Source organism: Kribbella catacumbae DSM 19601, from assembly GCF_000372465.1.
In the GTDB taxonomy this organism is placed as follows: Bacteria; Actinomycetota; Actinomycetes; order Propionibacteriales; family Kribbellaceae; genus Kribbella; species Kribbella catacumbae.
Map to the genome: position 1 here is coordinate 58,191 of NZ_AQUZ01000021.1, position 11,911 is coordinate 70,101.

Consider the following 11,911-nt stretch of genomic DNA (forward strand, 5'->3'; position numbering starts at 1 on the left):
GGGATTTCAGGCGGCGTAGGAGTTGGATGTGGCGTTGCGGTAGTCGCCGGTCATGCACTCGACACAGCGGCCATCGCTGGTGGGGATGCAGTACGCGGCTACCTGGCCGCAGAGCTTGCAGCGGCGTCGCGCTTCCATGGCCTTGTCCAAGGCGTTGAGCTGAGCCGGTGACGGCACCCGCGACGGGCGGGCGAGGTCGAGCCGGTACAGCCAGGCCCAGCGCTGCCCGTTGCGCCACACCAGCAACGCGTAGGGTTCCTGCCCGCCCGGGCACATCCGCATGGCGCGGAGCTGGCGGCGGGTGGCGAGCCCGGCCGGTGCCCACTTGAACCGGAAGACTGGTGTCCCGTGGTGGTCCCAGCCGATGGCCTGCTGGCCGTTCCACAAGGTGATCCAGCGCGACGCGGCCGGGTGCAGACTTGCCTTGTCCATCAGCGGTGTGGTCATCAGCGGTTCCACCAATGGCGCTTGGCGGCGGCGCGGTCGAACCGGTCTCGTGCGGCTTGTGCTTCGGTGGTTTCGTTCTCGGAGGAGTACCGGTTGAGATCGGCCAGGGCTTCGTTGTACTCGTCGCGGCTGGTCGATCGTGTGCGGGTTTCGTGCGAGCCGGATTCGCGCCGTTCGTCCACGGTGGTCTTGAGCTCGGTGAGGTCGGCGGCGAACGCATCGCGGAGGGCTGAGCGCTTGCGGTTGCTCTTGGCAACGGGCTTGTGTGGGGTGGTGGCCATGGTGGGCGTTGCTCCTTCGGTCAGCGGTTGCTGTGTCGGTCAAGTAGGCGTCGGCCGAGCCGGATGCGGCGGCCGGTGCCTTTGCAGCGAGGGCAGTTGCGGAACGACTTGCGGGTGGGTGAGCCGGACTTGCCGGAGCCGGTGCAGCGCGGGCAGTTGGCATACGGCCAGATCCGGCAACCGGCCAGGTAGAGCGCCACCAGAACGACGGCAAGCGAGGCGAGCAGGAGCACCGATCCGGCGGTGACGAGCGCGAGGAGCGGCGGTACAGACTCAGACATCTCTGTCACTTTCTGTAGTCGAGAGTGGGTGTGACGGGCCACGGCGAGCACCTGGCGGTGTCGTCGGGTTCGGTTGGGTTGGGTCAGTTAGCTGCCGGTGATCGGGTTAGGTCTGTAACTCACCGGCTCAACGGGGGCTAATGTGGCTCTGACCTGCGGAAAGTTAGCGAGTGAGGCGAGTTAACCGGGGCCGGAGATACGCTGGTCAGAGCCGGTTTCAGGCGATCTCCGACCCCGTGACCCGGGTTAACTCGCGAGCGGATCCGCGTTGCCGGCATCGTCGTTCCCACTCTCGGCGTCCTGCTGCCGCCGCACGATCGCGCTACGGACGGTAGCCGGATCGATCGGGTAGCGGTTCCCGGTCGATGGGACCTTGATGCCGTGCTCGGCTTCCAGCAGCTCACGCAGCGCCTTGCCGGTCAGCGACTGGTACGGCGGCCAGCTCGGCGCGAGCCGCTTAAGCAGGGCGGGCACGTTGGCGACGTTGACCGGGTCGTCGCCGAGCACCTCGTCCAGGTCGGCAAGCAGGTCGCGGGTCACGATCTCGACCGGGCGGGAGTCGGGCGCTGGCTTGCCGAGCTTGGCGATCGCCTCCAAGCTCCGCTTGATGATCGGGGTGACCTGATCGTTGCCCTTGGACACGTCGAGGTAGTACCACTGCAAGATCTCGGACCGCTCGCCGTTGAAGCCCTTGACCACGGCCGTGCCGCGATCGGTGCCGGGGATCAGCTCAGTCGCCCGATGCCCTGCCGCATAAGCGCCCTGACCAAGCAGCGCGTCGTTGGCGACGTGGTCACCGACCGCGAACGCGATGCCGTTCGAGCAGTTCCGCGTCACGTCGCGCGGCATCGAATCCCGCGTGGGTGCCTGGGTGGAGATGATCATGTGAATCGCGCGCTTGCGGCCAAGCTTCACGATCTCCACGAGGAGCTTGGCGATCTCCTTGCCGTAGGTCTCGTGGGTGATCGCTACGTGTGCCTCTTCGAGCAGGCAGATCAGCGGGTGCAGCCCCACACCGGCTGAGGCGAGTTCACGGGTGACGGCCGGGACCTCGAAGTCGATCAGCAACTGTCCGCGTCGCTGAACCTCTTCATGAACGTTCACGAGCTGGTCAAGGATGGCTTTCATGGACTCGTCGTCGGCGCCCATCACGTAGGACGCGCACCGCGGCTTGAACACCTCGAAGTCGAAGTTCGTGTCCGGCACCCAGATCCGCAACTCAGCGGTCGGGTCGAGCGCGCAACCGGCCATGATCGCTCGCGCCGATGCCGACTTGCCCTGACCCGGCATACCGCCCGTCATCGTGTTCCGCTCAGGGATCGGCGCAAGCATCGCGTCACCACGCAACGTCTTCCCGACCGGCACACCCTTGAACACGTCCACCAGACCACCGCTCAGCAACGGATACTGGCCCGCACCTTCAGCGAGCGCGCCCTTGTCAGCGATCCACAGATCCATGATCCCGGCCTCGCTGCCAGTGGTCGGCCACACCTCCTTAGCCGCCCGGTGCAGACCAGTGGCCAGGTCACCACGGCGCCGCGCGATCTTCTCCGCCGTGACACCGGCAGGCAGCCGGACCACGGCGTGCGTGCCGCGCCCATCGACCCGGGCGGGGGTGATGAACTGCAACTTGAGTCCGGCTTTCAGGTACTGGGTAATGGCCGGGATGCGCAGCGCCTCCAGCGCCTTCGCGATCGTGGTTTCATCGATCGCAACATCCATGTCAGCATCGGCGGTCGTGACCAGCCAGCGCGGTGGTTCAGCGCGGCGTTTGCCTTCGCGCCAGGCGGCCAGCACCAGCAGGAACGGCAGCGCGATGCTGAACAGTCCCCACACGAACGCGACCGCAGCGATCGTGAACCCGATGATCCCGAAGAACCCGAGCCATACGCCGGTGAACGACCCGTTGCCGGTGACCTTGGTGAGGACCGCGATCACGAGCACCAGCAGCGGAACACCCACCACCGCAGCGATACCGACCTTGAGCACACCCCACGCGAGCTTCGGCAGATCCATCAACCGGCGATGGCGCCGTTCGGTGGCCATCGCCTTGCGGTCGGTCCACTCCTTCAACTCCTCGCGGTCGCCGACCGCTTCAGCCGCCTTGATCTGGCGCCGATAGGTGCCCATAGTCGAGGCATCCCACAACCGCTTCGCCCACGACTCCACACCCTGCACGACAGTGAACGACTCCCGCAGCACCACCTTGCTCGCCGTCTTCGTCCGATCGTGGGTGGACACCTTCACCACCGCCCGCTTAGCCACCTGCGTGCCGGTCACCGCCCGCCGCAACACCAGCGCGCCGCGCGTCTCCAAGCGGGCATCCAGCGCGGCCGACTCCTCCTCGGACAGCACCTCCCCTTCGATCACCTCGCCGTCGATCACGTCGGCATCAGCGGTGGCGGGGTCGATCCGCTCGGCGGGCTCGTGGACAATGCCCAGATCCGTTGCCTGATTGGATTCTTCGTCGTTGTGAAGCTTGTGCACGTTGCTCATCAGCCAGCTCCTATCGGTCAGGCCGCGAGCCGGGCAGGTTCGCCCGTCGCTGCCGTGTCGTCAGTCGTGGTCTCGGCGGTGATCGTGGTGAGGTCGGCGCGGACAGCGGCGGCGACCTTGGCGGACAGGCCCGTAGAGCAGCCGGTCGTGTGGCGGGCCCATGCCGGGGTGATCTCGTCGGCCGTCGCGCCCGGCTCGACCGCCTTGCGGGCGTCGGCTACGTAGTCGGCCAGCAACTTGCGGCCAGCAGGCTTAGCGGGCTTCCTGCGGGCCTGGGTTGGCTTGCGGGGTGCTTTGGTCGCGGGCGGTGCGTCGGGCGTTTCAGGCGCCGCCTGCTGGCCGGTGGTGACGGCAGGCGGCTCGGTCGCGGCCGGTGTGGTGTCCAGCGGAAGGGATGCCCCCTCCGGGTCGGCCAGGGCGGCAGTCTTCTCGGCTCGCAAAACGGCTTCGGTCAGCCGGTCCCGAAGTACCGGGGCGGTTTCGGCGGCACAGAACACCAGCAGCGGCGGAACCGAGTGCAGCACGATCCCCGCGATATCGAACGGTACGAACGAGTGCCAGGTGTTCATTGCGTAGGTCGCGGCGAACGCGAACTTCTTCGTGCGGCTGATCCACTTCGTGTGGTCGGCGACCTGGTACCGGGCGGTGATCTGCTCTGCCCGCAACACGGCGATGAGTACGAGCGAGACCATCGGGTCGAGTAGCCAGGCTGCGAACCAGGGCAGCGACCACGGCGCGGCGCCCTGAGCGGCGAACGCTTGAACGTTGACCATCGTGAAGGCCAGTCCGAGCACGATCCCGACCCACATACACCGGTCAACCTGGGTACGGACCGACTCAACCCGCAGCGCCACCACATCGGGGTGCGTGGACAGCGCCCGGACCTGCGACGCCTCGGCCGCCTGCGTCCGCAACCGGTCCACACCCAACAGCTCCGACTTTGCCGGCGTAGCGTCAGCCGTCTGCACGAGCGTGCTCATCCGCGGTCCTCCACACCCGGGCCGCTGCCCGTGTCGGTCCAGCGCACCGGCCGGGCGCCGTCCAAACCGGCAACCAGCTCAGCCAGCGTCTCGACCGGGACCACCCGCACGACGAACGACGCCACAAACCCGGCAGTGAAATTGACGTCCTGGTCCAAGTGCCGCAGTAGCGCGCTGTGCAGGCTCTTGCGCTGTTGGTCCTCGCTGCTCATCGCTGCACCTCCCCGCCGGTGAGGGCGCGGCGGACATCGGCGAGAAACCATTCCAGCGTCAGCAGGTCGCCGTACGCGGTCGCGAACTCCGCGGTCGCGGCGGGGGGCATCTCTCCGCTGTCCAGCACGAACGCGGACAGGAACTCGAACCGCGCGCCCAGCTCGTTGCTCGCCTGCTGGTCTTCGACTCCGAGCCGCTCGGCCCAGAGGCCGTCCACGGTCACCGCGCGGCCGGTCACAGGATCACCGTCAGTAGAGCCGCAGCGAACAGGCACAGGTGGTGGAAGGACTGGTCCAGGGAGTAACCGGCGGTCCCGAGTGAGGGGTTGTCGTCGTAGGCGTTGCCGTTGCGGTCGGTCCCGGTCCGGGGTACTCCCAGCCGCAGGAAGTCGGCCTTGCCGATCCAGCGGGCGAACCGCTCCAGGTACACGCGGCGGTCGGCGAGGTAGTGGGTAGTGGCGGACAGGAACTGGCCGGTCAGGAAGCCGAGCCAGCTCAACGGCAGGTCGAGCACCTGCCAGACCAGCAGGCCGAACAGGGCAGTGGTGGCGGTGTAGGTGGCGACGTGGCGAAGGCAGGCCAGCGCGCCGACGCGGCCGGGCTTGCCCTTGCAGGTGGCCTGATGGTGGGTCTGGATCCAGTGGTCGGCCACCGTGTGAGCCGTCAGGAGGGCCGCGAGATAGGCGGCAAAGGCGGCGGTCATGCCACGTCCTCCGACTCCCGGTCGGTGGCGGCCAGCTCACGGGCGCCCTTCAGGACCTGGTGCTCAGCGCGGCGGACACGGCGCCGGTCCAGCTCCGAGGCGGCTGGGCCATCGTTGATCTCCCTGATCTCGGCGTCCAGCAGCTCCAAGTCGGCCGCGATCTGCGGCCACTCCTGCTCAATCTTGGCCAGGTCGGCCGCGGTTGGCTCCTCGCCGCTGACGGGCGAAAGGTGGATGATGCTCATTGGGTTGTGCTCCTTCAGGAAAGTGGATTGGTGCGACCCAGACGCCTCGGCGGCAGCCACCGCCGGGGCGTCACTCATGTCAGGGGAAATCTCAGAACCACGGGTTCCGCTTCGGCTTCTTCGGCGTCTTCTTGCCGTTGACGATCTGATCGCCACTGCCGGTGTGGACCGGGCCGCTGCCGCCCACGATCAAGCTCGCGATCTGGCCGGAGATGCTGCCGATGCCCTTGACCTGGTGCGTTCGGCCGTCGCGCGTGGTCACAAAGGTCTTGCCGTTCTTGCTCTCAACCTTGTCGACCAAGGTCCGCTCAGCCTCTTGATTGGCCGCCGCACGCTCAAGGCGGGCCCTCTCCGTCCGACGCCACCCAGCGTCCGAAACCGTCTCCAACTTGCCGTTGCGGTAGATCTGCTTGCTCATCGTGTGAACCTGCTTCCCTGCTCAGAGATGACTGGACCTGTAGGGCCGATTTCGATCTGACCAGCCTGGCTAGCCAGGTCGCCATGTGGCTAAGTTACATAGGCTGGCTAGCCAGGTCAAGGGTTTCGGGACAGCTCGCCTAGCCTGCCTAGTCAGGTAGTAGAATCAGGGCCATGGAGCAGCAGCTAGACCCGACTGACCCGCGCCCGCCGTACAAGCAGGTCGCCAACGCGTTGCGCGCGGCGATCCTCACGCACAAGTTCAAGGCCGGGGAGAAACTCCCCTCACAAAACGACCTCGCCACCCAGTACGGCGTTGCCCGCATGACCATCCAGCAGTCGCTGCGGATCCTCCGGGACGAAGGTCTGATCGTGTCCCGCGTCGGCAGCGGCGTGTACGTCCGCGAGCAGGCGGACCAGGCGGTGGGGCTACGTCCCCACATCGAGAAGGCCTTCGAGCGCGACTCAGTCACAATCGACTTTGCCGGCCTAACCGGCGAGACACTGCTAGGCGCTCTTGAGGAGCCCATCGACCGCATCAGACGGGGCCGCCTTACCCCTCAGTCGATCACCATCCGGATGCTCCTGCCTGATCTCGCCCAGCCCATGGCCGTGCCTTCGCGCGCGGGCAAGAACCCCGGTGACGACCCCGCCGTGCGAGCACGCGTCGAGAAGATCGCGAACCGGTCGGCCGGAGAGATCCTTGAGTCGATCCGGGAGCTTGGCGAGCTGGGCTTGGTCTCCAAGGTCGCAGCCGAAGTGCGGGTCATCAGCCTGCCGATGATGTTCAAGCTCTACGCCCTGAACGAAGAAGAGGTGTTCTTCGGCTTCTATCCAGTGGTGGAGCGCGATGTCGAAATCGATGGCAAACCGGTCTCAACCTTCGATGCCGTCGGCAAGGACACCGTCCTTTTCCACCACTCCATCAGCGACGACGACCGAGCAACAGGCTCGCAGTACGTCGACCAAGCACGTCGCTGGTTCGACAGTCTCTGGCAGACGCTAGGCCAGGTCCGCGACCTGTGACCACCGATCCCCTGACCAAGATCCTCAGCTCTGCAGAAGCCGTCCTCTTCGACTTCGACGGCCCAATCTGCTCCGTCTTCGATGGCTACCCAGCTTCACAAATCACCCGCGAACTCCTAGAGCTGGCACGCCAGCTGCGCGGTGAGCTTGAGCCTGCTTTGGAGCAGGCCTCCAGCCCACACGACTTGCTTCTAGCCGCAGCTGGAGATCCAGAGCTAGCCCAGCAACTTGAGGTGGGCCTTCAGAAGGCCGAACTTATGGCGATAGAGACAGCCCGCCCAACACCTGGCGCAGCCGAATCTATAGCTGCATGCACGTCTAGCGGTCGGCTCGTAGCAATCGTCAGCAACAATTACTCGGAAGCCGTAACTGCATACCTCGCGAGAGCTGGCCTCTCAGAAGGCGTGGCACATGTAGAAGGCCGCAATCCTACTGATCCGACATTGATGAAACCCAACCCGCATCTCATCGAGAGAGCAACCAGAGCCCTCGGCATCGATCCGAACTCATGTGTCTTCATCGGCGACCAGACGACCGATATTGAAGCTGGCCGGGCGTCTGGCCTATCAACGATCGGGTACGCAAATAAGCCTGGCAAAATGGAGGCTCTAAGAGCCGCTGGCGCCAACGCCGTCCTAACGACCATGCTCGCTCTGGCGGAAGCGATCGCCTAAAGAGCCCAGTGATACTCGACCGTTCTCAATCAGCGGAAATTGGCGTCGGTTCTGCGGCGAAGATCTCGCCGAGGTCACTCCAGCCGTCGACAGGGCCAACTGTCGTAGTCAGTATCGTGGCGATCTCCTCAGCAGTAGCGGAGCCGCCGTGAATCGCCCGCACCATACACAAGAGCTGCAAGCCGGAGACGAGGCAATGTCCGCGAGATGCGCAGTAGGCGAGCATCTGTTGCGGAAAAACCGGCTCATTGCGCTCCCCGAACGGCTTCTCCCGCCAGGCGTTCACGACGAGTATCCCTTTAGCGCTGCGACCACTCTCCAATTCCGCGGCAACCCATTTTTCGAGCTGAGCGGCGTGTTTTTCGGCAGCACTCTTTGTCGCACCTTTGGTTTCGACAACATACAAGTTCCCGCCATGGGTTAGGCGAAGGTCGCTGCGGAAACGCTCTACCTCTTCCGATTCGAAGCCAAATTCTCGAAATGCAGCCAAGACCTGGAGTTCCAGTGCCGTGCCGTCAGCCGTCCCGAGTCGCTTCCACAAAGCCTCGGCGGCTTGAACCGCCTGCAACTCGTCAATCTCAGCCAAAACCTGCGCCTTCTTAGTCTCAAGCTCAGCTATCGAATTGTCTCGCTCAATCTCAGAAGGAAATTGGTAGCTAGCCACCCATGTAGGCGGTAGGTCATTGATCTCTACCGCAAGACTCTCAACCCAGGAGACCATCGAAGATACGATGTCGGGCATTTCATCATCATCATCTCCGGCGACTTCCTCGCCGCCTCCTTCATTTTCATCATCCGAGCCGGATTCATTGTCATCTTCCGGATCATCAACCCACGGACTAGGCAGAATCACGAGGCGGCCGCCAGATTCAAACTCACTCATTGCCGCGACAACCTTGTCCGTTCCGGCAATTTTCAGCAGTGGAGTTCCAGTGAAGGATTCAAACACACTGCGGTATACCCAAAAACCGCTAGTTTCCCGCCATAGAGTTCGTATAGCTTCACTAGCCACTTCGATATCAACGCCACGACCCGGAATCATTTCGATCTCGGCCGGGCAAGCCGTCCAGAGATCGAGGGGATGAACGATCGTAGTGGATGCCCGGTTTCTGCCGGTCCCGGAGTACTCACGCTTTCCGGTATCAACATACATAATCTGCGGACCGCAACCGAATACAACTAACGTTCGCCCGAGGCTAAGGAAATCGCGAAATTCCTTCTGTCGACGTTTGAGTGATTCGGCGTAGTGAACGCTATTCGACTCATTCAGCGATGGCTTCCCAGCGTATCGACCGACGCCCATCAGCTTGTAGAGACCATCGATCGTATGCTCGGGATCCCAGATCACCACATCGTAGTCGAATATTGAGATATCTGACGCGAACCGAAAGCTATCCGCACCCGGGTAGGTAAAGGTGCAGTCGAGAAGCATGAGGCGCATTTCCGTAGTCTGCCCCACCAGACCTGGGCTGCCAAGATCTTGAAGGCTGCGCCCCGCGGGTGATCGACCAGGTCTCCGCTGAACCGATGGGGGTCTGACTGAGAGATCAGTTGCAACGCCTCGTTCAAGATCGGCTTTGACGCACCATGTTCGTACCGCAACCAGTACCGCAACGGCCAGCACCAGGGACCGCTGGCATGCGAAGGCGGGGGCTGCCAGGCAACGGCGCGGGGGAATCGTCAGGGGACCACTGTCGAACTGAAAAGCGGAAGGTCGGCGGTTCGAGACCGCCCCTGACCACAGCAACCCTCTCCGTCACCGGGGAGGGATTTTTCTTTCCCACGCGAGCTCCGCAGCCGTCCTTCGTCGCTCCGCTCCTCACGCCGCCCGCTCGGCCCGCTCCCGCCCACCCTCCGGCTACCGCCGGCCTTCTTTGCCGGCTACCGCCGGCCTTGCGGCGTACCGCCGCGCGCTGCGCGCTCACGCGAACCCCGACCGAAACCGTCGGCCCCTCCGTCGTCGCCGTGACCGTACTCACGCATCGGCCCAGGCAACTCGACCCCGCACTGAAGCCGCCCCAAGCGTCAACTCTCCATGCTCCTCCGGGTGAGGTACTCGCAACCATCTCAGTCGGGCAATGGCATCAACCGGTACGTCGGCCCAGAACGACCAGCAAGAAAGACATCCTGACCGGCATCGGTGATCCTCAGCCGGTACTGCGCACGTGACGGCCGACCGGCGGCGAGCCAATCACCATGCGCGGCCTCGACGTCATCCCAGACGGCACCGGGGCCGCCTTGGACCACCAGAGCGTCGGCGAGGCGGGCCCAGGAGCCATCTGGGCGGATGACCACCGATACGCCGTCCACCGTCATCGCGCGGACGTCGGGATTCGTCAGGTCGAGCCAGAATCGAGCCTCGTTGTCGCGGTACATCGAGGTGTCGAAGCGGTACGGCCGCCTGACACCGGCTCCGTTCAGCGCGATCTGGATCAGCTCACCGACTGCCGTCGGCTCCGCCTGGTGGCGCAGCGGCATGAAGTACGCCGCAGCTGGCAGGAACTCCCCCGCAGCTTCATCACCAGTTGCCGATTTCCGGAGTACTGCGACGCCCGCACCCAGTGGAGCCACGATGACTCCACTCGGTCGAAGCTGCTGAAGCCAAGCCGGTGGGATGTAGTCGAGCCGACATGTCGCGATGACAGCGTCGTAGGGCCCTGCATCCGGATAGCCGTTCACTCCATCGGCGACCGCTACAAACGGCCGGTACCCCGCCACCTCGAGCCGCTCTCGAGCCTGAGCGACCAGATCAGGGTCGATGTCGACACTCACCACCTGGTCAGGCCCTAGCCTCTCCGAGAGCAGCGCCGCGTTGTAGCCAGTCCCGGTACCGATCTCGAGAACCCGCTCATCGCCGACCAGCTCGAGTGCTTGGAGCATGCTCGCCATCAAACTCGGCGCCGTCGAGGAGGACCTGACATCCTCGGTCGTGACGAGGTGGATGTCCGAGTAGACAGCCGAAATCCAATGATCCCCGGACGCCAGCTCGACGATCGAGCTGCCTTCCTGGTCGTTGCGATAGAACCGCGGCACGAACAGGTGGCGCGGTACTGCCCTGAAGGCCGCCTGCCAGCGAGGATCAGCGATGTTGCCGTCGGCAATGAGTCCGCTGACCATCTTGTCCAGATACTCAGATGCCCGGCTGTCGAAGCTCGATGTCGGCTCGCTCATCGGCAACTGGTCTCCAGGAAGTCGGCAATCGCGCTGGCGATGGAATCTCGCAGCTCGGGAATGAAAGCCCATTGTCCATTGGGGTTGGCTTCGAGAAAGATCCAGCCACGCCCAGGAACGACCCGGAAGTCGAGAGCTGCGAAGGTGAGTCGCAGCTCGCGGAGCAGATCGAGTACTGCCCTGCGTACGTCGTCGGGCACCTCGACAACTCGATAGCTGACATTCTCATGGTGAGCCCTGATATCGACCGGCCCTCCGGGATCCACAGGACGGATCTCGGCGGCGAAGAACTCCTCAGCGACGACAGTCAGGCGGATGTCGACACCGGCGAGGAGTTCTTGAAACAGATGCGCGGTGGTGGCGATGCCCGCGTCGTCCCACAGTTCCTCGGCGACCTCAGCCGTGTAGAGAACGCCACTGCCACGTACGTCGTCGACCGTCACCATCGTGGCCAACGACTTGGTGACGATCCGGCCACCGACCGACCACGCGAAATCGCTGACCTCCTCAGGCTCATTGGTGACAAGTGTCGCCGGCACCTGCAGACCAGAACGGGCCGCGACGGCGAGCTGATGCGGCTTGACCCGTGCGTCCGCCATGGCCGACGGGCCATTGAGCCAGACGGCTTCGGGAAGACTGCTGAGGACACCTGAGAACCCATGTCTGGCCTGGGAGCGAGCAAAAGCCTCTTCCGACGACGATCCATTCCCCACAAGCCGGAATTCTGACGGCCTGCGGTAATAGACGGCACGCACGGCCTGAAGATCGATCTCGCGAGGCGCTCCAGAGAACCAGCCGTCCCAGGCCGTCCCACCCGGATCGAGCCTCGCCGTGAGACCGAGGCCAGTGGGGAAGTCTCCGGGATCGCAGCGCACGAACGGCGTCCCTCTCACGTTGAGCTGGTGCAAGACGACGTCGGCGGTGGGATCGTCGTCATGAGTCAGCACCAGGATCCGGGCGGGCTCGGTCATCTGGATC

At 64.3% G+C, this 11,911-nt stretch carries 15 protein-coding genes; 2 read left to right on the forward strand and 13 right to left on the reverse strand.

From position 1 onward, the window contains the following. Positions 1-6: 6 nt before the first annotated feature. The 10 genes from A3ES_RS0121855 to A3ES_RS0121900 all read right to left on the reverse strand — a co-directional run bounded on the left by A3ES_RS0121855 (position 7) and on the right by A3ES_RS0121900 (position 6,063). Positions 7-447, reverse strand: coding sequence for an RRQRL motif-containing zinc-binding protein (locus tag A3ES_RS0121855; RefSeq protein WP_237745019.1), 441 nt, complete (start codon positions 445-447; stop codon positions 7-9). Then, positions 447-728: a hypothetical protein gene (locus A3ES_RS0121860; RefSeq protein WP_020388978.1), complete on the reverse strand. Its 282-nt coding sequence runs from the start codon at positions 726-728 to the stop codon at positions 447-449. The genes A3ES_RS0121855 and A3ES_RS0121860 overlap by 1 nt, the downstream gene beginning before the upstream one ends. A gap of 20 nt (positions 729-748) precedes the next feature. Then, on the reverse strand, positions 749-1,009 hold the full coding sequence (locus A3ES_RS47965; protein WP_020388979.1) for a hypothetical protein: 261 nt from the start codon (positions 1,007-1,009) through the stop codon (positions 749-751). Between the two features lie 246 nt (positions 1,010-1,255). Further along, positions 1,256-3,505, reverse strand: a complete 2,250-nt coding sequence (locus A3ES_RS0121870; protein WP_020388980.1) for an ATP-binding protein — start codon at positions 3,503-3,505, stop codon at positions 1,256-1,258. A 17-nt stretch (positions 3,506-3,522) separates the two neighbouring features. Beyond that, positions 3,523-4,485, reverse strand: a complete 963-nt coding sequence (locus A3ES_RS0121875) for a hypothetical protein (RefSeq protein WP_020388981.1) — start codon at positions 4,483-4,485, stop codon at positions 3,523-3,525. Continuing rightward, positions 4,482-4,697, reverse strand: coding sequence for a hypothetical protein (locus A3ES_RS0121880; protein ID WP_020388982.1), 216 nt, complete (start codon positions 4,695-4,697; stop codon positions 4,482-4,484). Before A3ES_RS0121880 ends, A3ES_RS0121875 begins: the two co-directional genes overlap by 4 nt. After that, a complete protein-coding gene (locus A3ES_RS0121885) occupies positions 4,694-4,936 on the reverse strand; it encodes a hypothetical protein (RefSeq protein WP_020388983.1) in 243 nt (80 codons plus the stop codon). The genes A3ES_RS0121880 and A3ES_RS0121885 overlap by 4 nt, the downstream gene beginning before the upstream one ends. Further along, positions 4,933-5,400: a DUF3307 domain-containing protein gene (locus A3ES_RS0121890; RefSeq protein WP_020388984.1), complete on the reverse strand. Its 468-nt coding sequence runs from the start codon at positions 5,398-5,400 to the stop codon at positions 4,933-4,935. Before A3ES_RS0121890 ends, A3ES_RS0121885 begins: the two co-directional genes overlap by 4 nt. Next, positions 5,397-5,645: a DUF6284 family protein gene (locus A3ES_RS0121895; protein WP_020388985.1), complete on the reverse strand. Its 249-nt coding sequence runs from the start codon at positions 5,643-5,645 to the stop codon at positions 5,397-5,399. The genes A3ES_RS0121890 and A3ES_RS0121895 overlap by 4 nt, the downstream gene beginning before the upstream one ends. Before the next feature lie 91 nt (positions 5,646-5,736). After that, entirely contained in the window at positions 5,737-6,063 is a 327-nt protein-coding gene (locus A3ES_RS0121900) for a hypothetical protein (protein ID WP_020388986.1), read from the reverse strand. Positions 6,064-6,236: 173 nt separating this feature from the next. On the opposite strand from A3ES_RS0121900, the gene A3ES_RS0121905 reads away from it, so the two are divergent. Together A3ES_RS0121905 and A3ES_RS52715 are read left to right on the forward strand one after the other, a co-directional pair. After that, on the forward strand, positions 6,237-7,088 hold the full coding sequence (locus A3ES_RS0121905) for a GntR family transcriptional regulator (protein WP_020388987.1): 852 nt from the start codon (positions 6,237-6,239) through the stop codon (positions 7,086-7,088). After that, positions 7,085-7,762: an HAD family hydrolase gene (locus A3ES_RS52715; RefSeq protein WP_157630663.1), complete on the forward strand. Its 678-nt coding sequence runs from the start codon at positions 7,085-7,087 to the stop codon at positions 7,760-7,762. The genes A3ES_RS0121905 and A3ES_RS52715 overlap by 4 nt, the downstream gene beginning before the upstream one ends. Before the next feature lie 25 nt (positions 7,763-7,787). Here the strand turns inward: A3ES_RS52715 and A3ES_RS54160 are convergent, their stop codons facing one another. From A3ES_RS54160 to A3ES_RS0121920, 3 genes are all read right to left on the reverse strand, one after another. Further along, positions 7,788-9,203: a hypothetical protein gene (locus tag A3ES_RS54160; RefSeq protein ID WP_157630664.1), complete on the reverse strand. Its 1,416-nt coding sequence runs from the start codon at positions 9,201-9,203 to the stop codon at positions 7,788-7,790. Between the two features lie 626 nt (positions 9,204-9,829). After that, positions 9,830-10,933 (reverse strand): methyltransferase domain-containing protein, encoded by a 1,104-nt coding sequence (locus A3ES_RS0121915; protein WP_020388989.1) that lies wholly within the window; start codon positions 10,931-10,933, stop codon positions 9,830-9,832. Beyond that, complete coding sequence (locus A3ES_RS0121920) at positions 10,930-11,904, reverse strand: MvdC/MvdD family ATP grasp protein (RefSeq protein WP_020388990.1); 975 nt, start codon at positions 11,902-11,904, stop codon at positions 10,930-10,932. The genes A3ES_RS0121915 and A3ES_RS0121920 overlap by 4 nt, the downstream gene beginning before the upstream one ends. Positions 11,905-11,911 lie beyond the last annotated feature (7 nt).

Bases quoted from the DNA above. Each gene is read 5' to 3' on its own strand.
- A3ES_RS0121855 (WP_237745019.1), bottom strand. From the start codon at position 447: ATGACCACACCGCTGATGGACAAGGCAAGTCTGCACCCGGCCGCGTCG.
- A3ES_RS0121860 (WP_020388978.1), bottom strand. From the start codon at position 728: ATGGCCACCACCCCACACAAGCCCGTTGCCAAGAGCAACCGCAAGCGC.
- A3ES_RS47965 (WP_020388979.1), bottom strand. From the start codon at position 1,009: ATGTCTGAGTCTGTACCGCCGCTCCTCGCGCTCGTCACCGCCGGATCG.
- A3ES_RS0121870 (WP_020388980.1), bottom strand. From the start codon at position 3,505: ATGAGCAACGTGCACAAGCTTCACAACGACGAAGAATCCAATCAGGCA.
- A3ES_RS0121875 (WP_020388981.1), bottom strand. From the start codon at position 4,485: ATGAGCACGCTCGTGCAGACGGCTGACGCTACGCCGGCAAAGTCGGAG.
- A3ES_RS0121880 (WP_020388982.1), bottom strand. From the start codon at position 4,697: ATGAGCAGCGAGGACCAACAGCGCAAGAGCCTGCACAGCGCGCTACTG.
- A3ES_RS0121890 (WP_020388984.1), bottom strand. From the start codon at position 5,400: ATGACCGCCGCCTTTGCCGCCTATCTCGCGGCCCTCCTGACGGCTCAC.
- A3ES_RS0121895 (WP_020388985.1), bottom strand. From the start codon at position 5,645: ATGAGCATCATCCACCTTTCGCCCGTCAGCGGCGAGGAGCCAACCGCG.
- A3ES_RS0121900 (WP_020388986.1), bottom strand. From the start codon at position 6,063: ATGAGCAAGCAGATCTACCGCAACGGCAAGTTGGAGACGGTTTCGGAC.
- A3ES_RS0121905 (WP_020388987.1), top strand. From the start codon at position 6,237: ATGGAGCAGCAGCTAGACCCGACTGACCCGCGCCCGCCGTACAAGCAG.
- A3ES_RS54160 (WP_157630664.1), bottom strand. From the start codon at position 9,203: ATGCGCCTCATGCTTCTCGACTGCACCTTTACCTACCCGGGTGCGGAT.
- A3ES_RS0121915 (WP_020388989.1), bottom strand. From the start codon at position 10,933: ATGAGCGAGCCGACATCGAGCTTCGACAGCCGGGCATCTGAGTATCTG.
- A3ES_RS0121920 (WP_020388990.1), bottom strand. From the start codon at position 11,904: ATGACCGAGCCCGCCCGGATCCTGGTGCTGACTCATGACGACGATCCC.